General features: G+C 40.3%; 21 protein-coding genes. All 21 read right to left on the bottom strand.

Translation table 11 applies throughout. The features are described from left to right. Window positions 1-156: 156 nt before the first annotated feature. The gene (locus tag PHQ42_00535) at window positions 157-1,626 is read right to left on the bottom strand and encodes a hypothetical protein (protein ID MDD5071214.1); all 1,470 of its coding nucleotides are present in this window, start codon (window positions 1,624-1,626) and stop codon (window positions 157-159) included. Between the two features lie 140 nt (window positions 1,627-1,766). Further along, on the bottom strand, window positions 1,767-2,441 hold the full coding sequence (locus PHQ42_00530) for a hypothetical protein (protein MDD5071213.1): 675 nt from the start codon (window positions 2,439-2,441) through the stop codon (window positions 1,767-1,769). Between the two features lie 58 nt (window positions 2,442-2,499). Then, window positions 2,500-3,474, bottom strand: coding sequence for a dTDP-glucose 4,6-dehydratase (gene rfbB / locus PHQ42_00525; protein MDD5071212.1), 975 nt, complete (start codon window positions 3,472-3,474; stop codon window positions 2,500-2,502). Between the two features lie 144 nt (window positions 3,475-3,618). Next, a complete protein-coding gene (locus PHQ42_00520) occupies window positions 3,619-4,029 on the bottom strand; it encodes an HIT family protein (GenBank protein MDD5071211.1) in 411 nt (136 codons plus the stop codon). 76 nt (window positions 4,030-4,105) lie between these two features. Continuing rightward, window positions 4,106-5,842 (bottom strand): ATP-binding protein, encoded by a 1,737-nt coding sequence (locus PHQ42_00515; protein MDD5071210.1) that lies wholly within the window; start codon window positions 5,840-5,842, stop codon window positions 4,106-4,108. A gap of 62 nt (window positions 5,843-5,904) precedes the next feature. Then, complete coding sequence (locus tag PHQ42_00510; protein MDD5071209.1) at window positions 5,905-6,357, bottom strand: dTDP-4-dehydrorhamnose 3,5-epimerase family protein; 453 nt, start codon at window positions 6,355-6,357, stop codon at window positions 5,905-5,907. A gap of 11 nt (window positions 6,358-6,368) precedes the next feature. Next, the gene (locus PHQ42_00505; GenBank protein MDD5071208.1) at window positions 6,369-7,355 is read right to left on the bottom strand and encodes a PfkB family carbohydrate kinase; all 987 of its coding nucleotides are present in this window, start codon (window positions 7,353-7,355) and stop codon (window positions 6,369-6,371) included. 162 nt (window positions 7,356-7,517) lie between these two features. Beyond that, on the bottom strand, window positions 7,518-8,057 hold the full coding sequence (gene mreD / locus PHQ42_00500) for a rod shape-determining protein MreD (GenBank protein ID MDD5071207.1): 540 nt from the start codon (window positions 8,055-8,057) through the stop codon (window positions 7,518-7,520). Between the two features lie 8 nt (window positions 8,058-8,065). Next, window positions 8,066-8,914 carry a rod shape-determining protein MreC gene (gene mreC, locus PHQ42_00495; protein ID MDD5071206.1) on the bottom strand — a complete coding sequence of 283 codons (849 nt, stop codon included), beginning with the start codon at window positions 8,912-8,914 and terminating at the stop codon, window positions 8,066-8,068. 75 nt (window positions 8,915-8,989) lie between these two features. Continuing rightward, window positions 8,990-9,247: a hypothetical protein gene (locus PHQ42_00490; protein ID MDD5071205.1), complete on the bottom strand. Its 258-nt coding sequence runs from the start codon at window positions 9,245-9,247 to the stop codon at window positions 8,990-8,992. Window positions 9,248-9,422: 175 nt separating this feature from the next. Further along, entirely contained in the window at window positions 9,423-10,466 is a 1,044-nt protein-coding gene (locus tag PHQ42_00485; protein MDD5071204.1) for a rod shape-determining protein, read from the bottom strand. 85 nt (window positions 10,467-10,551) lie between these two features. Further along, complete coding sequence (locus tag PHQ42_00480; protein ID MDD5071203.1) at window positions 10,552-11,805, bottom strand: His/Gly/Thr/Pro-type tRNA ligase C-terminal domain-containing protein; 1,254 nt, start codon at window positions 11,803-11,805, stop codon at window positions 10,552-10,554. A gap of 316 nt (window positions 11,806-12,121) precedes the next feature. Then, window positions 12,122-12,301 carry a hypothetical protein gene (locus PHQ42_00475; GenBank protein ID MDD5071202.1) on the bottom strand — a complete coding sequence of 60 codons (180 nt, stop codon included), beginning with the start codon at window positions 12,299-12,301 and terminating at the stop codon, window positions 12,122-12,124. A 69-nt stretch (window positions 12,302-12,370) separates the two neighbouring features. Next, complete coding sequence (ruvA, locus tag PHQ42_00470) at window positions 12,371-12,952, bottom strand: Holliday junction branch migration protein RuvA (GenBank protein ID MDD5071201.1); 582 nt, start codon at window positions 12,950-12,952, stop codon at window positions 12,371-12,373. 67 nt (window positions 12,953-13,019) lie between these two features. Continuing rightward, entirely contained in the window at window positions 13,020-13,964 is a 945-nt protein-coding gene (locus PHQ42_00465) for an NGG1p interacting factor NIF3 (protein MDD5071200.1), read from the bottom strand. A gap of 157 nt (window positions 13,965-14,121) precedes the next feature. Next, window positions 14,122-14,940, bottom strand: a complete 819-nt coding sequence (locus PHQ42_00460; protein ID MDD5071199.1) for a TPM domain-containing protein — start codon at window positions 14,938-14,940, stop codon at window positions 14,122-14,124. A 192-nt stretch (window positions 14,941-15,132) separates the two neighbouring features. Next, window positions 15,133-15,687: a LemA family protein gene (locus PHQ42_00455; GenBank protein MDD5071198.1), complete on the bottom strand. Its 555-nt coding sequence runs from the start codon at window positions 15,685-15,687 to the stop codon at window positions 15,133-15,135. A 116-nt stretch (window positions 15,688-15,803) separates the two neighbouring features. Further along, a complete protein-coding gene (locus tag PHQ42_00450; GenBank protein MDD5071197.1) occupies window positions 15,804-16,880 on the bottom strand; it encodes a tRNA 4-thiouridine(8) synthase ThiI in 1,077 nt (358 codons plus the stop codon). A 3-nt stretch (window positions 16,881-16,883) separates the two neighbouring features. Beyond that, window positions 16,884-17,969: a hypothetical protein gene (locus tag PHQ42_00445; protein MDD5071196.1), complete on the bottom strand. Its 1,086-nt coding sequence runs from the start codon at window positions 17,967-17,969 to the stop codon at window positions 16,884-16,886. Next, a complete protein-coding gene (locus PHQ42_00440) occupies window positions 17,944-18,201 on the bottom strand; it encodes a DUF3850 domain-containing protein (GenBank protein MDD5071195.1) in 258 nt (85 codons plus the stop codon). Before PHQ42_00440 ends, PHQ42_00445 begins: the two co-directional genes overlap by 26 nt. A 47-nt stretch (window positions 18,202-18,248) precedes the next feature. After that, window positions 18,249-21,242, bottom strand: a complete 2,994-nt coding sequence (ileS, locus tag PHQ42_00435) for an isoleucine--tRNA ligase (GenBank protein ID MDD5071194.1) — start codon at window positions 21,240-21,242, stop codon at window positions 18,249-18,251. Between the last annotated feature and the right edge of the window lie 275 nt (window positions 21,243-21,517).

The following is a 21,517-nucleotide window of genomic DNA, read 5'->3' as shown; positions in this document are numbered from 1 at the left end:
ATATTATCTCTCATCAAAACTTTTACCTAACAGCAATTTCTCGGATAGAGCCTGCCTGCCGGTAGGCAGGGACTGCTACTTAAAATTCCGGCGATACAGCAGACCCTAACGGAGACTGCTGCCGGGCAAAAAAAGATAATGCCGTAATTATATTTTCTAATATAAACATCTATATGAATACCCAAAAGCGTTTGGATTCCCACCGCCACAATCATAGCCAGGGAAAATATAATCTCCGCATGTATATCCGCTCCAAAGAGCATAATATAGATTATTATATAAACTCGGTTTGCATATAACGGCTACTCCAACACCTTGCGCATTGCCTTCGGGGCAAAGAGGGCCTGCTTGGGATAAATACATTGTCCGACAATTACCGCTTCCGTCGCAATATTGACAAGTACTGTTGCAGCCGCTTGGTTGGGTGTCTATTGCCCTATTAACACATGATCCGTCAACGCATGTCCTGCAGGTAACGCATGTCCCGTCACTATCTTCGGTGACGGCCACACACTCTCCGTCAACACAGTCATAACAATTATCGGAACAACCTTCGGTTGTATCATCCGCAGATCTGTTGGTGCAGGTGCCTACACTTCCCTCTAAATTGCATGCTTTACACACGCCTTCGCATACTCCATCGCAACAAACACCGTCTACGCAAAAACCCGAATCACATTCTAGAGCCGAAGAACAGGTTATACCATTGGGTTTAGCTATGCCCACACTGCCATCAAGATAATAAGTACTGCTCGTAGCATGCGTTTGCCAATCCTCGTCCGAAGTCTGGGACCAAATTTCTGAAGTGGTGAGGGATAGGGATAATTCTCCGGGAGTGCTGGTGGAAACATTGTCTTTGGAAAAATATTTAGTCCAGCCGGTTTGATCAGAATGAGTAGCCGAATCAGAACTTACGCCTCCGGACCAGTCGGTCTGGATAAAGCCGTAGGAAGCGGCTCGGGTTTTAAAGACTTCGGGGAAGAGAAAAGAAGATATCAGGCCGGTGATAACAGTCGTGATAATTATAATAGTCAGGGCGGTTAAAGAGAAAACCGTGGCTTTTTTCTGTTTGAATTTGGAGAATTCAAAGAGTTCTTTTTCCAGGTCGGCCAGGGAAGCGGAGTCAAGTTTTTCTCCGGCCTTTAATCTGGCGATATTTCTTTTTATTATCCTGTATTTTTCTTCCATTTTTTCGTCTTCGGTCCTGCTAAGAATCTCGTCAAGCCTGGAAAACGCCTCTTCTTTCACGGCGCTAAAGCCTTCCTCCGAATTTTCAAAAAGCAATATCAGATAAAAAAGAATTTTTAAATAAAATCTTATAAAAAATTGTTTCCCCGTTTTTTTGTTTTTCTTGCTTAAATATTTAAATTTGGCGCGGTAATACTCCCTTTTTAAAATAATACTTACCAAGGGAATTGAGACGTTTTTTTTGTAAGAAACAAACACGGCCAAGCCGATAACTACCGCCAAGCACACCGCCAAGCTAAAAAAAGCCGGCAGAAAAAACCAGCCGATAACCGACAAAGACAGGCCGACCAAGGCCAAAACGGCAAAAACAAAGAAAATATTATCGGACAAATAACTGAAAAATTTCATTATTTTTCCTTTTTCTTCGTAGGGAGCCATAAATACATAAAAATTAAAAATTATTAGGAAAATTATTATAATTTTTTTCCACATTTCTATAATATTATAACATAATCATCCATAAAAAGTAAATAAAAAAACCGCCTAATTTTAAAGTGGCTTTTTATCTTCTTCAATTATTATAAAGCCCTTTCCCAGCACCTCACTTCCGGGAAAAAACTGATGGTGGAAATCCATTTTTCAAACAAGGGCTCGTCTTTTACGCCAAGCCATATTCCCTCTTCCCGATAAGCGGATATTTCATAAATATTTTTATTAACCAACGTATAAGCGAAAGTTTTGCCTTTCAAATTGTAAGCGTCATTCCCGTCAATAAAAAATTTATGGTAATCGCCGATATCGGCGGAAACTGATTTGCCCGATTCCTTAATCCAGGCAACAATAGCGCTTGTCCCTTCCTCGGAATAAGTCCTAATCCTAAAAATCGTTTCTCCAACCGCAAACTCCAGCAAATCCTCATTCTTCGGCTGATTCTCCTCGTGGCTGGGAAATTTAATAATTTCATCTATATTTCGGGTAAGATTTTCCAAGGGGTACCTAAAACGCCAGCCCACGCGATTGTTGATAAATTCGCCCCAGCCGGCTATTTCTTCCGGCGTAGTGGTGGCGCCCCTTAATGTCCCATAATCCGCCGGCGCCATTCGGATATCAAGTGTTTTGGTTTTGGCCAAATCATTAATTTCTTTCTTTATCCGGCCAAAAAACTCTTCCCCTTTATCAGCAAAAAAATAGAACCCGCCGATAATGACCGCGATTAACGCCGCAATCAAAAAAATAACCCTTATATTTCTCATATTTGCTTTTGTTTTAAATAAAAAAACACATCATGCTATACGCGATATGCGATATGTGTTACAAATTGCGCGATTTCAATTTTTTCCACCACTTTTCATTATTTTTATACCAAGCGATCGTTTCCTTTAGGCCGTCCTCAAAATTAATTTTCGGCTCCCAGCCCAATTCAGTTTTGGCTTTGGAAAAATCAACTCCGTATCGTAAATCATGCCCGGGGCGATCAGTTACATATTCTATCATATTTTCATCTCTGCCCATGGCCTTTAAAATTTTTTTTGTTAATTCTAAATTACTTAATTCATTGTTGCCGCCCAAACAATAAGTCTCGCCGATTCTGCCTTTTTTTATAATTACGTCCACGCCGGCATTGTGATCGTTAACGTGAATCCAATCTCGAACATTTTTTCCTTCGCCATAAACCGGCACTTTTTTATTTTCCGTCAAATTAGTAATAAATAAGGGAATAAATTTTTCCGGAAATTGGCAAGGGCCATAATTATTGGAACAATTGGAAATTGTAATAGGAAGCTTGTGGGTGTGCCAATAAGCCCGGACCAGGTGGTCGGAAGCGGCTTTGGAAGCGCTATAAGGACTTCTTGGATCATAAGGCGTATTTTCGTTAAATTTATTGTCATTAAAACTCAAAGCGCCAAAGACTTCATCAGTAGAAATATGATGGAAACGAATATTATTATTGTTTTTAGCCGCATCTAAAAGAATACGCGTACCTTCAACATTAGTTTTTATAAAATCTTCGCTAGATATTATAGAGCGATCAACATGCGACTCGGCCGCAAAATGCACAATAACATCTATATCTTTTACCAATTCGTTAACCAATTTAACATCGCAAATATTTCCCTTAATAAATTCATAATTAGGGTTATTCTCCACGTCTTTTAAATTTTCTAGATTGCCCGCGTATGTCAAAAGATCCAGATTGACAATTTTATCCTCCGGATATTTTTTAAACCAATAATGGATAAAGTTGGAACCGATGAAGCCGGCCCCGCCGGTTATTAATAATTTCATAAATTAGTTATAAAGTTATAAAGTCAAAAGTCCATAAAGTTAAACTGTGGAATCTTTGGGATTCTTGGGATTTTAAAAAAATTCTATCTTAATAATCCTAAGAATCCTATAAGGAGATATGCGTTATGCGTTATGCGTTATGCGTTATGCCTGCCTATCGGCAGACAGGCGTTTCACGATTTCCTCCGCTTCCCCTTCCGCATACTTCCCCTGGGGCCAAAGTTTTAAACCGTCTCCCGGCTTTCTCGGGATAATATGAAAATGCAAATGCGGAATAATTTGTCCGGCAACCGGATCGTTGTTTTCCATTACATTATAGCCTTCCGCTCCCAAACCATCTTTCATGGCTTTTCCCACTTTCTTAATGGCCGCCATCACTTCGGCTGATTCCCCTTCCGGAATTTCTTCTATATTGGCATAGTGTTTTTTCGGCACGATTAAAGTATGGCCGGGATTGACCGGCGCAATGTCCAAAAATGCTAACGTATCTTTATCTTCATAAACTTTATAGCAGGGAATTTCACCGGAAATAATTTTGCAAAAAATGCAATCCATAGATTGATAATTAGTAATTTCCGCCAAAGGCGGGTAGCCCCTGGCTGAAGTTAATTAAGGATTGGTAATCGAAAATTTAAAATTCCGTTAAGCCTCTTCCGTTATTTCCGTTTTTATTCGCATTTTTGCGCTTTCCGATTATTAGAGGATCCAAGGGCAATTCCACATAAAAAGTCGTGCCTTTGTCTGTTTCGCTGGCAAACCAAATTTTGCCTTCATGATAATCAACGATATTTTTCGCCACGAACAAGCCCAGGCCGTTGCCTTCCGGCTGAAAACTTAGGGCATTGGCCCCGCGAAAAAATTTGGTAAAAACCTGTTTTTGCGATTCTTTGGATATGCCAATGCCGGTATCCTTCACCTCTATCAAAATTTTGCCGTCTTTGAAGCGGCAATCAACGCTTACTTCCCCGCCCTTATCCATATAGGTAACGGCATTCTCTACCAAACCGGCCAACACCAACTTCATTTTATAAGAATCAAGCTTAACTTCCGGCAAATTTTCTTCTATTTTCAGATTGAATTTAATGCCCTTTTCTCCGGCTAACTCCTGATAACGCTTGCTTGCCTCCCTTACCAATTCGCCCAAATCGGTTTTGTTAAACTGGTAATGGTATTTACCTTCCTCAATGGAAAAAATTTCCAATAAATCATCCACCATTTTTATCAATTTTTCATTGTAATCAACGCATTGCCCCAAAACTTTTTTCTGCTTCGCCTCTAACTTCCCGAAATTGCCGCGGATAAGCAAGTCAAAAGCCCATTTGATGGCGGAAAGCGGGGTTCTCAACTGGTGCCCGGCGATCATAACAAATTCCGATTTCATTTTGTCAACAAATTTTTCCCGGGAAATATCATGAATTATCTTCGCGGTTCCGATCAATTTGCTTTCTTCATCCGCAATGGTGATTGTATAAATTTTTAAAACATCCTCGCTTCGGCCGGCCGGTTTCATCTCTCCTCTCTTCCCATACTTATCTTTAAAAATCTCCAATAAATTAATTTTATTCTTGCTTATATTTTTTACTTTTTTACCCAAAATTTCTTTGGCCTTAAAATCAAGCAATTTTTCCGCTTTCGCGTTAACCGCCTCTATGATTCCTCCCTTGTTGACAAAAACCAGGCCATCGGACAAATTGGAAATAATCGCCCTGCCTTTATCCCGTTCGGCAATAATTTCCCTCTCCTTTTTTCTCAAAGAATTGGCAATCAGCCCGGCAAACATCCCCGTGATATAAAAACTCAAAATAATGGCAATCAGATTGGTGACAACTGCGGAATAATTAAAAGCCAAAGCGTATTCATAGGCCAAATTATAGCGGGAAAAGAAAGGAATAACTTCAAAGTACTGGGCAAGTATCAAGCCGCCGTAAAAAATACTGGCAAGGCTGGAGATAAATAAAACTCCGACGATTGAATAAAAAAAAGCCGAAGCGATAATGTTGTAAAAAAAATAAAGAAAAGAAATGCTGGTTAAGCCGCCGGCATAAAAAATTATTAATAAATAAAAAATATAATCAATGGTCAAATTGAAAAAACTGATGATTTTGACGCCGGCAAAAGAAATTTTTTCCGGGTTGCGGAAATATAAAAAATAAATTAAATTCAGGCCATAAGAACAAATCGCCATGGACGCCATAAGCACCAAAGGAAAATTAGTGTTGGGCGAATCTACAATTTTTTCGGAAAAACCGCTGGAAATTTTTGAGGCTACGCCAATCAAAACAATGCCGCTCGTATAAAGCCAGCGTCCTTTTACCAGAAGCCGGTTAACTTCAATCAGCCTTAATTTTTCTCTGACAAATTTATCCATAAAACGATATGAAATGCGCGCCCGCCTGCCCCGCCTACCGGACAGGCAGGCGGCGAGGCAGGTTATATAATTTTATAGGGCGAGTCTTGTCTATCCTCCCATCTAATCTCGTCAACTTCTTCTTTTTTCTCCTCGCCTTTGTATAATTTATCCGGTAAATTAATGCTCATCCCTTCTTCGGCGGAAACGCATTTATAGCCATGCGCCACTCCCGGGGGCACAATCACTAAAACAGGATTTGACGCCCCAACCTCCAATCTCATGCTTTCGCCCTTGGTCTTGGAATTCTCCCGCCTGTCCCAAAGATAAAGTTCAAAACTACCCGGCCCGACAAAAACGAACCGGTCGGATTGACGAACATGCTCATGCGGTCCGCGCGTTACACCCGGCTTAGTCAAGCTAATATAGCTCATCGCCGGCAAAAAACCATCTTCATCCTGCCGAAAAATTTCCGCCAGCCAGCCTCGTTCGTCCTCAAATTTTTTTAATTTTTTTATAATGACACCTTCTATCATATTCTTAATTCTTAAATCTTAATTCTTAAATCTTTTTTCTTGAGCAGCCCATTCTGCGCTCCCTGCTCGGCAATAACCGAAGCCGTATTTCTTATGCCCAAATGCATAGCCTTGGCAATATCGCCTTTATAAAGTTCTAACCCGGCCACGAATGAAGAATTGAAAGCATCGCCTACGCCGGTGGTGTCAACCCGCTTTTTTTCTTTTAAGATGTTTTGGTGGTAAAATTTTCTTCCGTCATAGGCGTCCGCGCCGTGTTTGCCGTTAGTTATGACCACAATTTCCGGACCCCAGGCTTTTATGATTTTTAATAATTCTTTTATATTATTTAAAAACTTATGGGGTTTGTTTTTATATCCGGGGTCGGACACAACCAATTCTATGGCCTCGTCTTTATTGACAAAAAAAACATCGGTTTTGGCTATAAATTTCTTCAATTTTTTTATGCCTCCATGAAGCTGGGCATGCCCCGGGTTCCAGGCGGTTTTCAATCCCTTGACCGAGAATGATTTAGCCAAAACTTCCTCCCATTTCCCCGACAAAGAAGTTATAAAAGCCCATTTGGAATTCCTCAAACTTCTTAATTCTAACTTCTTAATTCTTAATTCCGAGTTCGCTGCCCGGTCGGAAAAAACGATTTTCTCCGGGTTGATCAGGATAAAAGAAAAGCCGGTTTCAATGCCTTTTACTTTTTGCGCTAATCTCGTATCTACCTTATGCTTCTTCAAATTAGCCAAAACCCTCTGGCCCCTTTCATCATCGCCAACAGCGATTAAGCTCGCCACCCGAAATCCCAGCCCAGCGAAGTTAACCGCTCCGTTGGCCGCCCCGCCGCCGAAAGTGGAGTAAGATTTATCAATTTTCATTTTGGCGCCATATTCAAAGGCCAGCAATTTCTGCCTTAAAATATCCCTTTTGTTGTCCATTAAAATTCCTTCATGGGTGTAAAAAGTTATATCCTCGGTGGCTCCGCCAATAGTGATCATGTCGTATTTCATAGCAATTGTTTGATTTTTGCCTATTTATCAATGTGTTAATTAATAAAAATTGACAAAATTTTTTAATACTTATTATAAATTTATCACCAGATAGGATAAAGGCTTATAATATAATTTTAACACATTCCTGCGGGAGTATAAAGCGTTATTGCGATGATTGAATTATAAATGCCCGGAGGGCCTCTCTAAAAATACCGGCTTTAATCTTTTGCTGGCGAAACTAACAATATAAAAAAGTAAAAATACGGACAGTAAATTAAAAAATAATTGGTAAACCAAAGCAGACCAAAAATCTCCGGCCCTCAAAAAATTTATTTTTATCTCCGGAAAACTAAATAAATAAACCAAAAAATAAAAAAGAAGACTGTAAAAAAGAGTGGAAAAAAAAGTTAAAGCCATAAAAGAATAAAGAGAGCGGTCGGTAAAAAAATTAGCCAAAAGAAAATTGGCCAGCAGGACTGTGAAAAACAAGGAAATCAAATAAACGCCGAAAGGAGAAAAAGAATAAGCATCAAGCAAAAACCCGGCGCCGGCCGCCCAGCCCAAAGAAAGCCTAAAACCGCTAAGCATAAGGATGAAAATCAGAAAAATTAAAATTAAATTAAGGTTACTCATTCCCAAAGGCAGGGCGGCGACAAAAGATACCTGAATAACGGCTAAAACATATACCAAAATTAAATTAAGAAAAATCTTTAAATACATATTTTTCTTTAAAATTTCATTCCTTGCGGCCGCAAAATGGAAATTATTGTGAGTTCGTTTAGATTTACCAAGGGCTCAATCGTCGCTTTTTGCCAGATCTCGTTGCTGGTTCTATCCACTTGAACCACCCTGCCTATTATCAACCCGGCCGGAATATCCTCCTCTAAACCGGAAGTCACTACCGTATCGCCAACTTTTATCTTCTCAGCCTGGGGAATAAAATCCATTTTTATGGTGAGGCCCAATTCTCCCTCCGCAATGCCGATAGTTTTGTTTGCGCCGCCTTGCCCATTCTCCCCTTCCTGAATAGCCGCGGCCAGTTTACAATTGCCGCTGGTGATAAAGTAAATTTTTGCCGTATTGCCTTTTACCTCCGCTATTTTGCCAACAACAATTCCCTGGCTGTTTACCGCGGCTAAATTAACCGTTAAAGAATCCGCGGCTCCCTTATCAATAATTATGCTCTGTTCTCCCCCTATTGAATCAACAAACATGCCTCGGGAAACAACATTGGCCAAGACATAATTATACTCTTTTTTCGTGGAAAATTTTAAATACTGGCGCAATTTTTCATTTTCTTCTTCAATTGATTTAAGCCTGGAGTTTTCCGCCTTAATCTGATTCATTTCGGCTTGAATATCTTTCAAGACGGCCGATAATTCTTCCCTATCCGACCGTTCGCTCAATGCCAGCCGCAAGGAAAAGCTTGTAGAATAAATCCGGCTGGCAAACGGGCTTATTGACCTTATAATTATATCCTCCAAAGGAGATAAAATTTTGATAAAGTGCAAAAAAATAAGCAGCCCAATAACTGCCGCCAATATAAAAATATTATTTTTTGATTTCATTCTTAACATATGCTAAATAATATCAGCCAAAAGCTGACCAGCCTCTGGCTGGCGCGACAATCTTTGGCAGGAAATAATATAAAATTATCTTTTCCATTCTTCCACTTCGGGATGAAAATCAACCTGGTACTCGGGTATCCCCAAGGAAATGCCATATTGTTTCGCTTGGTCGTATTCTTTCTGACTATTCCTATCTATACGAAAAATTTTATTTCGAAAAATTATATAATGATAAATTTTATTTTTAAAATCTGCATACCAAGCATGTTTAGACTCCAGCGATCGGCTAAGTTTTTTTGCGATTTTTTCTACCTCGTTTTGTCCAATCTCAACCGTAAGCAAAGTCCATTTTTTCAGCCACGGAGTTTGATGCTTAATTGCAACTTCTTCAATTTTAGTTTCTATAATCTCAATCTTTTTAAGAATGTCTTTATTCTCAAGGCTTTCCTCAATAATTACGCCAAAAAAAATTATTTCCCATAATTTGTATATTTGTACAAAATTTGTAATTTGTAATCTATAATTCCTCGCTTGAAGGTAAAACTATCTTGTCTAACAATTCCCGGTCATTAAGAAGAATCCCTGTTCCCCTGACCACGCAGGTTAAAGGGTCGTCGGCCACCCTTACCGGAATTTTTGTATTTTGCGCGATTTCTTTATCAAGCCCCCGCAGCAAAGCCCCGCCGCCGGTTAAAAATATTCCGTGTTCATAAATATCGGAAACCAATTCCGGCGGGGTAGTTTCCAGGGTTATTTTTATATTGTCAATAATCTGTTTTATTGTCCGGCTCATCGCTTCCCTGACCTGGGCGTCGCTTATTGTTACCGCCTTTGGCAAACCATTTATCAAATCCCTGCCTCTTACTTCTATTTCCAAAGGACTTTTTAGGGAAACGGCTGAACCGATCTTGACTTTTACTTCCTCGGCCAACTGCTCCCCGACTAAAATATTAAATTCCTCCCTGATATATTCAATGATATTATTATCAAGCTCGTTTCCGGCCAGCCGCAAAGACTTCCAGGTTACCACTCCGCCCAAGGAAATAACGGCGATCTCGGTCGTGCCTCCCCCAATGTCAACCACCATCGTCGCGATTGATTCAACTACCGGCAGCCGGGCGCCAATGGCCGCCGCCATTGATTCTTCCACTAAAAAAACTTGGCGAGCGCCGGCTGATTTGGCCGCATCTTCCACGGCTTTTCTTTCCACTTCCGTAATGTCCAAAGGGATGCCTATTACCACCCTCGGGCGGGGGACCAAAACGAAACTCTCGCCATGGGCTTTATCAATGAAATATTTAAGCATCTTTTCCGTCACCTCGAAATCGGAAATCACCCCGTCTACTAGGGGTTTTATGGCCTGAATATGCGCCGGGGTTTTCCCGATCATTTTTTTCGCTTCTTCGCCAACCGCCAAAACCTCGTCCGTCCTCATATTAACGGCCACTACCGACGGTTCATTTATAACTATGCCTTTGTCATTGGAATAAACCAAGGTATTTTTTGTGCCCAAGTCAATACCCAAATCCTTGCTGAATTTTCCTAAAATTTTATTAAACATAATTTCGCGTAACTCATAACGCGTATCGCATAACGCTTATGCATTGTGCGATACGAGATATGAGATATGCGTTATACGTTACACGTTACGCGTTATGTGTTATGTATTTTGCAATTTCACTAATCTTTACTAACTCCACTTCCTCTTCACCACGTCTCTTCACTTCCACGCTATCTTTTTCTAAAGTTTTCTCGCTCACGACTAACCGATACGGGCAGCCAATTAAATCTGCGTCCGCAAATTTTTGTCCGGCGCTAACGTCCTCCCGGTCATCATACAGAACTTCAGCCCCGGCTTTTTCCAAATCTTCATACAATTTTTCCGCTTCCTTTTTAATTTTTGCTTCTTTGCTTCTCACTTCAATCAGATGAACCAGGAACGGGGCAATTTCTTCCGGCCAAATTATGCCTTTCTCGTCATGGCAGACTTCCACGATCGTCCCCATTAAACGGCTCGGGCCAATCCCATAACAACCCATAACCACATCTTGTTTTTTCCCTTTTTCATCCATATAAGAAAAACCGAAAGGCCTGGAAAAACGAGTGTCTAATTTAAAAATATTCCCCACTTCAACCGCTTTTTCTTCCCGGAAATCTTTTTTCCCGCATTTTGGGCAGACTTTTTGCTCTTCAATAATTTCTTTGTTTACGGCAACCTTGCATTTTTCGCAAAGATAAATAGTATCTTCTCCGGTTTTGGCCAAAGTTTGGAATTCGTGGGAATACTTGGAAAAAGTCCCGCCCGAAGCGTAAGTCAAATAAGTAAGCCTGCCTAATCCGCAACGGGCAAGTATTTTAAAATAGCTTTCAATCGCTATTTCATAAAATTTATCTAAATCTTTTTCGTCCGTATGAAAAGAATACAAATCTTTCATGGAAAATTCCCGGCCTCTTATTAAACCCGCTTTGGGCCGAAGTTCGTTCCTGAATTTGGTCTGAATCTGATAAACAGCCGCGGGCAGGTCTTTATAGGAAAAAACAAATTTCTTTGCCAAAGGCGTTACGACTTCTTCGTGCGTCGCTCCCAGGCCGTATTCTTTTTTGTCTCCTCCGGCTAATTTAAATAGAGCGTCAAAATTTTCCCAGCGGTTGGTTGTCGTCCAGCTTTCTTTCGGGATTAAGGCCGGCATTAAAATTTCCTGCCCGCCAATCGCATTCATCTCCTCCCGGATGATCCGAAAAATTTTTTCGTGCACGCGCAAACCCAAAGGCAAAAAAGAATAAACCCCGGCCGCCAGCTTGTCTATAAAGCCAGCCCGAATCAATTCTTTGGCGTTAAAACTAGTTTCATCTTTTGGCAATTCCTTTACGGTTTTAGTAAAAAGTTTTGATTGAAGCATATAATTGTATGTGTATAAAATTTTTATACAGGCCTATTTTAAAGCTATTTATATGTAATTATTTTATCTTAAAAACCTCTTCTTGTCAAAATAAGACCTAGGCTGTTTTTGTTTCTTTTTTAGAAACACAGTCTAGGTCTTTTAAGCTCCAACTCTCTTGCTTCACTTCGCATGATTATCTCCGTTTTACCCCTGTCCGTTATTGTTTTCAGCGTCCTTCTCGCCTTCCCCGCTTTCTAATGTCTCAATAATTAAAGTGAGAAGCTTCTTGCCCTGCTTCGGCAATACGCCAAGGGTGGGCGGAGAATCATGGCCGTTAAAGGGCCTCGATTTTTGAAGGGTCTCCGGCATTATTCTCATCCTCCTTTCCGTCATCCTCCTCTTGCGGAAGGATGCAACCGACGTTGGTTAAATTGCGAAAAATCGCTCCGATGCCGCAACCGCAAGCCGACAAAGAGAAAAAAACGGCCAAAAAAACTAAAATTAACTTTTTCATTTTTCTCTCCCCTTCTAAAAAGAACTGTCCGTTTATATAAAAATCTAAAACCTAAAAGCTAACAGCTTATTATCTTCCCATTTTTTTCAGCGCCTGCCTTATTCTTTCGCCGCTGTCTTTAATTTTCCCATCCACCTGCCTTAAAGCTTCCCGCGCCTGTTGCATAGAATATCCCAGGGCCATTAAAGCGTCTATCTCTTCTCCGCTTACCGCCGCTCCGTCACCCGCTTTTGTTTTGCCGGCATAAGACAAGTGGTCAATCTTTTCCCTTAATTCTAAAACAACTCTTTCCGCGGTTTTCCGGCCAATGCCGGAAACTTTGGTTAAAAGGGATGGATCCCCGCGGGAAATGGATTCCTTTATGTTAGCCACGCTGGCAGTAGCCAAAACCCCCAAAGCCGACTTGGGTCCAATTCCGGAAATGGATAGCAATAATTCAAAAAATTCTAGTTCTTCCGAAGTTTTGAATCCGTATAAATCCAAAGCGTCTTCCCGCACATACTGATGGGTATACAATTCTACCTCTTTGCCAATTTCCACCTTAAGCAAAGCGGCCGAGTTTAGAAAAACTTTATAGCCGACATTGCCAACCTCCACAATCGCAAAATTCTGCCCCTTGCCTAAAACTTTTCCTTTTAAATATGAAATCATTTTAAAAATTAATAATGAATAATGAAAAATTAATAATTAACTTTTTTTACTTCTTACTTCTCACTTCTTACTTTCTTTTTACTCTAATCAGTCCGGAAACCGGCACTACTTTTATGCCTTTCTTTTCCAGTTCGTCTAAAAATAAATTAAGGCCCAAGGAATCAGAAGCCATATGCCCGGCAATCACGACATTGATATGGACTTTCTCTGCTTCTTTTCTGTGTTCTTCACTCATATGCATGCCAATAACCGTGCCGATTCCGTATTGGGACATTTTTTCGTAAATATCTTTGGAGCCGGAAGTGCCGCCGGTAAATTCGGTCACTACCACCTTGCCGCACCTGTCTTCCGGATTGCCCACGAACAGCTTTGGCCCGGCTTTTCGGTTAACCGCCTCCTTAAACTCCGGAATTTCTTTTAAAATTTTTAAAATGTCTTCAACAAACTCCGGTTTTCTCTTTTTTAATAATTTTTCCAAATAGTTCGCGCCCAAATTATCGCAAGGCGTATGGACGCACATAAAATTAAGGCCCAAAACTTTGGCTATATCAACGCTGCGGTTATGATTAGCCGAAGATACGCCGCGTCCGACTTCGGAAATTCGGGGTTTTATAACTGATTCGGCAATATTAATCGGCACGCCGTATCCGGCCAAAACTTCAGCCTGCAAATCCATTACCCCGTGCAAATCCGCCAAAGCCGGCCCTTCCGGATGATGGGCAATTACCAAATCAATATCGCCCATTTTATCGGCGAGGAGCAGCTCTTCTCCCTCCATATCAATTCCGACCAGAATTTTTTTTATTTCTTTTTTCCCGCCGGAAAATAAAATTCGGGAATCGCTATAAGGATTGGTTAATTTTTCCTTATCAAACTCTTCCTTTTCTTCTTTGCTCATTTTTTCGTATTTAACCTTTAGTCTGGCTAAATTTTCTTTGACTCTTTTCTCGCCGCGAAGGTCAGCCTTGATGCCCATCTTCACCGCTAAATCGTAAATTTGTTGAATAGTCATATGCTTTAGACAACTAGACAGCTAGTAAATAGACAGCTAGAAGTTTGATTATTTTTTTCAAATCCTATAAATTATACACAAATATTCACCCTGTGTCAACTTAAGCTAAACATTCGCAATTCGTAGATTAGCATTTATTTGTAGATTCGCATAATATCTACCATCTTCCGCTGGCTCCGCCACCGCCGGAAAACCCGCCGCCGAAACCGCCGAATCCTCCCCCGCCAAATCCGCCTCTGCCGCCGCGTCCGCCGCCAATCCACCAGGGAATCGTGCCGCCGGCTTTATGTTTGGCATAATTTTTGGAAACAATAAAATCAAACAACAAGCCAAAAGGAATTAAAATCGCGATAGACGCTAGACCAAAAAACAAAAATCCTTTAATTAAACCGATAACAATCCCTATGATCCCGCCAATAACTCCGCCTACCCACCAGGATTTGCTCCGGCCCAGGATACTGGCCATCCATATCATGGCAAAAAGGCCCAGCCAAAAAATAGTTTCCCAATCAAAGCTTCCGGAAGATTCTCTCGCTTGGCTTTCCGGAATATATTCTCCCTGGGTCGCCGCGATTACTTTATCAATCGCCTGATCTATGCCTTCATAATATTTTTCCTCCCGAAAAGCCGGCTTCATTATACCGTCAATAATCCAAAAACTCTGGGCGTCGGTCAGAGCTCCCTCCAAACCATACCCCACTTCAATCCGCATCTGCCTGTCTTCTTTGGCCACTAAAACTAAAATGCCGTTGTCGTTTTTGGCTTTGCCGATTTTCCAGTCTTCAAAAAGCCGGACCGCGAAATTTTCAATCGTGTCTCCATCTAAACTTGGGATTATCACTACCGCGATTTCATTGCTGGTCTGGCTTTCAAAATTCACCAATTTAACTTCCAAACTTTGCTTTTCGCTCTCGCTCATCATTCCCGCGTAATCATTGACAAAACCGCTCGGCGTTCCCGGATTATAATAAGCCAAAGCCGGGATTGCCGCAAAGGATAACAATAGCAATAAGACAAATGTTGTTTTTTTAAATAATCTAAACATCTAAGATAAGAATTCCTAATTTCTAATTCACCTAATTTCTAATAAAATGCTTAATGCTCAAAATTCTAATTCAAAATTTGGCATTAGACATTTGAAATTTTATTAGAAATTAGAAATTGCAATTTAGAAATTTACAGCTGGCGCTGTTTCCGAGCCTTCAACTGACTCAAAATAAGTCTTTTGGCTAAACCCGAACATAGAGGCAAACCATCTCGCCGGCACTCTTTTAACCATGACGTTAAAATCGCGGGCCATATCATTGTACCTCTTGCGCTCCACGCTAATCCGGTTTTCCGTGCCTTCCAATTGCACCATCAAAGTCTGGACGTTCTCGGCTGATTTCAACTCCGGATAATTTTCCATAATAACCAGCAACCTGCCCAAGGCGCTTTCCACCTGGGTGGCGGCTTCAGCTTTCTCGCTCACGGAAGAAGCTCCGGAATAGCGAGTTCTGGCTTCAGCTAATTGCCCAAAAATTTCCTGTTCCTGCGCCATCATGCCTTTGACCGATTCCACCAAATTCGGAATTAAATCAAAACGGCGTTGATACTGGGTCTCCACCTGCGCCCAGGCATTATCAACGTTTTCCGATCCGGTAACCATCTTGTTATAGAGGCTCCAGCCATAGCCGGCCACAATAACTACGACGATTACCAGAATGATCAAAAATTTTTTCATAATTTTTTAATACTTACTTTAGTACTTACGAAAGTAAATACTATAAATATTATTAAATTATTAATTTAGCATAAGATTAAAACAGACTTAGACCGAACGTTATGCGATATGCCTGCCTATCGGCAGACAGGCGTTATGCGATATGCGACGTTCTTCCCTCTTGCCTTAGCCGCATACCACCCAGTCAGCAATCCCGCCATTTCCAAAATTTTTTTGTCATCCTTAACTTCCTCCAGCCTTAGCTCTCTAACATCCAATTCTTCCGGAATTTTTGATTTTGGCATTTGGATTTGATTTGTCATTAGGATTTTGGCATTTGGATTTCTTATAAGGGTGAACGGTCCTACCTCCTCTTCTAGCTCCATCATTACATCCTCCTTTTTTACCAACTTCTCCAGCGCCTCACAATCCTCCCTATCTCTCCCCACCACCACTAAAGCCGGAATAAAATTAGTGCTTTTTGTTTTAATTCGTCCCATTCGTGTATTTTCTTTCGTGTTAATTCGTTCCTTTCGTGCATTAACCCAGAACACTCGCCCGTGCTTTAATAATTCTATATCTTCCGGCCCGCATTCCGGCCAATTTTTTATCATCTCCCGCGCTCTTTGGCTAAAAGCCGGATCAGTTAATAAGCAGCCGCCAGCCGGAGATGGATAAGTAAGGCCATATTTTTTTGCCAATTCCATCTGTCTTTCTCTCCCCCGGCCGGTTATATCAAGTAATTTTTTTCTATCTACTAATCCTTTCTTTTCTATTTCCGTTTCCGGCAAAAGCAAAGCTGACAAAGGCCGCAGGACTTCTATTCCGGCCAGCTTCTCTACTCTTTTTAACGCTTCCTTATTTTGCGACATCGGTCTCTGTCCTAGAACTTCACCAGTGGCAATAAAATCATAACCTTCTTTTTTCGCTATTTCTCCGGCCCGCTTTATCATTAAAGCGTGGCAATCAATGCAGGGATTAAGGCATTTTCCATAACCCGAAGCCGGATTTTTTACCATTCCCAGATGTTCATCCTTAAATTCTATTTTTTTAAATTTTATGCCAAGTTGTTGCGCGGCTTTCTCCGCTTTTGTTGTTCCAAAAAAACAACTGGCAAAACTAATCCCCGTCACTTCAATCCCTTGTTCGGCTAAAATTTTTGCCGCCAGCATTGAATCCAGCCCGCCGGAAAGTAATACTAAAGCTTTTACCATATATTATTGTGAATCTAATTCTTTCTCCAACCCCGCCGTATAAATTTCCATATATCTTTTAAAAACCTCATTATTAGGTTCAATTGTTCTTAATCTATTTATTCTGTCTAATATCTGGTCTTTTGTTCTAATCGGCCTATTCTCTTCTTTATTATCTTTTACTGATATAAATTTCTTTCCTTTAAATCTTTCAATATCCAGATATATGCTCCGCATAGTCGTTACCATATAATTTTCCAACTCGCCCGTTACCATATTCTCCGCTAATTCCTGCTCGTCTTCTACTTCATTTTTTATAATACCTTCCCCATTCTTAAAATAATCCATTAACTTGCTTCTATAGGTTGCTAAATCAAATTTTCCACCCTCCCCTAATTCCCTTCTCATGTCCTCAAAAATTTTTAAAAATTCCCTATCTCTTTTTATTACCATTTTAACAGAACTCTCAGGCATTTCTCCCGGGATTTCCATTCTTTTTTCTCTTTCCACATTTATCCATTCTCCGGTCGGTAACATTCTTTTATTTAAATGGATGCCCGGTCTCCTGACTCCGTCTTCCGACTTATTGACAATCGGCTCTTTAGAAATCATATGCTGATAGCTTTGCCAAATACGGGTTCTAATTGTTTTATCAACATCGGCCGGTATTTGATCCGGGGTGGAAAAGAAATTCGGTTTTCCCTCGTTTGTGCTATGGGCCTTATACTCTTCAGTTGGCTCAATCACCAATAAACGGCTGTCTTCAATCGTTAATTCTTCGGGTTTAAAGTTTTTTCTTTCCTTTGGGCCAAGATGTTTTCCTCGACTTAACATGTGTTGCGGACCTTTTCTTATCTCACTTTCCAAGAATCTAAAACTAGACAGTGGTGATAAATATATGTTAGGAAAGTATTCTCTAAATTTAAACACTCCGCTGCTTTTTATTTCTTCTAAAGAGGGCGCAAAATTTCCATGATAAAAATAACGATACTTTGGCCTTTTTTCATTTTCAAAATAACTTTCTTTTTCCCTATCTTTGGCGTCAGCAGAAAAATCAATTTGTGGCTCTATTTTTTCTTTCATATCAAAAACCAATAACCTGATAGCCATATTTATCAACCTCTTCTTTCGGCCAAAAATTCGTCTCTTTTATTTTTAAGGTATATTTGACTTCTTTTTCCAGACTCCGGCCTGTATATTCTTTCTTTTCAGGATTCCACTCCCGCAAAACTAAAATATCGCCTTCACCAACATTAAAATCGGCCAGCCGCAACTCAAAATTTTTTCTGCCATCCAAAATCGCCCGAAAATATTCCGGCCAAATTTTTTTCTCAATTTTCATAAAAGTAATTCCCAAGAATCCTAAGGGTCTTAAGAATCCCAAGAATCCTATTTCTTTTCAACTTTCAAACCAACTTCTGTTTCATTAATTTTAACCACCTTGCCCTCCCCGCCTATTCGGATTTCATCAGCTAAAGTATCTTTCTTGATTTCTTCGCCGAATTTTTCAAACACCTCTCTTATTTCTTTGTTTTCCGTTTCATAATAAATTACGGCTCTGTCCTGAATTGTCATGCCCGTTTCTTTGCGCAGATTATTTATCGTCCGCACCAATTCCCGCTTTATTCCTTCCGCCACCAATTCCGGCGTCATTTCTGTATCCAGCTCAACCGCCAGTTCTCCTCCTTCAACAAATTCAACCTCCTTCACATTCAACTCATCTTTTATCAATTCTACATACTCAGCTTTTAGCTTTTCACTTTTAGCTTTTAGCTTTTGTAATGGTTGCCTCACCTTAATTACCGCCTTATCCCTTTCCGCTAATCCCAACTCCACGATTTTTCTCACCTGCTCCATCTCTTGTAAAACCTTTTCATCAATCCACTCTTTTCTAACCTCTGGCCATTCTTTAAGGTGAACTGACTCAACATCCGCGCCTAATTCCTGATAAATATGTTCGGCCGTAAAAGGCATAAACGGCGCCATAATCCGCGCCAGATGATATAAAGTTCGACGTAAAGTTTTTAAAGCTCGCATCTTATCTGCCTCGTCCTCGCCTTTAAATCTATCGCGAGAACGCCGCACATACCAGGTTGATAAGTCATTTATAAAAATCGGAATTTCCCTGATGGCTTGCAAATCATAATTATCCATCTTCTCCGTTATAATTTGCTTAGTCTGTTCCAGCCGGGCGGTTATCCATTTATCCAGAACATTAACCAAATCTTTCTTTTCTAAATTCTCCACCTTTAAATCAACGGCAAACATTTTGTAAAAAGACAAAACATTCAGCAAAATATTAAAAAATCTGGTTTGTTCAGCCATATCCTTTTCGGAAAAATTTATATTATCCGCTTTCATAACCGGTGAAGCGCAAAGATAATAACGTAAAGGATCGGCGCCGTATTTTTCCATAACTTCCATCGGATCAGGATAATTCTGCAATTTTTTAGCCATCTTTTTCCCGTCTTCAGCTAAAACTATGCCGTTAGCAATAACGTTTTTAAAAGCATGGCTATCTTTAATCCCGGTAGCAATAGCATGTAAATAATAAAACCAAGCTCTGGTCTGATCAATGCCTTCCGCGATAAATTCAGCTGGAAAATTCTTTTCAAATTTTTCTTTATTGGCAAAAGGATAATGCATCTGCGCGTAAGGCATAGACCCTGATTCAAACCAGCAATCCAACACGTCAGGCACGCGCGTCATTTTTCCACCGCAATCGCAGGCAAAAGTAATTTTATCAACAATATGTTTATGTAAATCATCAACTTTTTCACCGCCTAAGTCTTCAAGTTCTTTAACAGACCCGATGACTTTCCGCTTATCGCATTTATCGCATTCCCAAATCGGGATAACGCTTGCCCAGAACCTTTGCCGCGAAATTGACCAATCACGCGCCCCTTCAAGCCAGTTGCCAAATCGGCCGGCCTTAATATGCTTTGGCGTCCAGTTTATTTTTTTAGCTAACTCTAACATTCTCGGTTTTATTTTCGTAATATTTACAAACCAAGAAGACGTAGCGTAATTTAATAAAGGCGTATCGCAGCGCCAACAATGCGGATAGCTATGTTCATATTTTTCTTTAGCGAATAATAAACCCTTTTTTGCTAAATATTTTATTATTTCCACATCAGTGGCGGTTATATCATCAGCTGGCTTAACGTGCAAACCGGCAAAATCCTTAGCTTCGTCTTTGATAACTCCGTCCATGCCAACATGCTGAATAAACGGCAGGTTCTTATCCTTGCCTAAATTCATATCGTCTTCACCAAATGCCGGCGCAATATGGACAATTCCGGTTCCTTCTTCGGTTGTTACAAAGTCCGCGGCATAAACTTTCCAGCCATTTTCTAAATTTTCTAAATTTTTATCTTTAGTATAATAATCAAACAAAGGCTTATACTTCTCGCCAATCAATTCTTCGCTTTTAATTTTAGTTATCATTTTAAACTTTTTTCCACTTTTTTCTTGTATTTCAGGCAACATCTCATTTGCGAATATATAATATTCTCCTTCGCTCTCAACCATTCTATAATCAATATCTTCTCCTATGGCCAAAGCAACATTCCCAATCAAAGTCCAAGGAGTCGTGGTCCACGCCAGTAAATACACTTTCGCTTCATTTTCGCCCCCCTTCAAAAGGGGCCTGCCTGTCCGGTAGGCAGGGGTAAGGGGGGTTTTATTCGTGATTTCAAACTTGACTATGACCGATAAATCTTTCACCATTTTGTAACCCTCCGCCACTTCTGATTGGGAAAGAGTAGTTTCGCATCTGGGGCAGATATGCATTGACCGATAATCTTTATAAATCAATTCCTTATTCCATAATTCCTTAAATACCCACCAAATAGACTCCATATAATCCAAATCCATAGTCCTATAAGAATTTTTCATATCAACCCAGCGCCCCATGCGCCTAATCGCCTTTTCCCAGTCTTTAGCATATTCTAAAACCTTTGAACAACATTGCTCATTAAATTTATCAATTCCTTTTTCTTCAATATCTTTTTTGCTTTTAGTCCCCATTTCTTTCTCAACTATATTCTCAATGGGCAAGCCATGACAATCCCAGCCCCATTTTCTTTCTATCCTAAATCCTTTCATGGTCCAATATCGCGGCACAATATCTTTCATTAAACTAGCAACAATATGCCCGTAATGCGGAGTTCCGGTCGCAAAAGGCGGCCCGTCATAAAAAACATAATCCTTAATACCCCCTTTAGCAAAGGGGGGTAGGGGGGATTTACCCCCTTGGGGGCGAGGGGGATTTTTCACGGATTTTTCAAAAATTCTATTTTTCTCCCAAAAATTCAAAATCTCCTCTTCCATAGCCGGAAGAGAGCTGTTTTTTCCCGTATTTTTATTATTTTTTTCTACCATAAATTAAAAAATCATTTGCATGACTTATATCTATAAAATAACCTAAAAAATGATAAAAGTCAAAAAGAAAACCCGCGGCGTTGCGTCAACCACGGGTTAACTTTTTTTCTTTTTCCTTTTTATGGCCATAAACTTGCCCGCGAACCCTACTTTTGTTCGCAATCAAAGCATAAATGTTTTCTTTCTTTAATTCTTGTTTTACTCAAACCTGCGCCGCATCTCCGGCAGATATGAGAAGAGCCTGATGACTTTTTGCCTCCTCGGTTAACCTTGCG

Source organism: Patescibacteria group bacterium, from assembly GCA_028711655.1.
Taxonomy (GTDB): domain Bacteria; phylum Patescibacteriota; class Patescibacteriia; order Patescibacteriales; family JAQTRU01; genus JAQTRU01.
The sequence above is the reverse complement of the archived record's forward strand: the minus strand, read 5'-3'. Positions and strand labels throughout refer to the sequence as shown.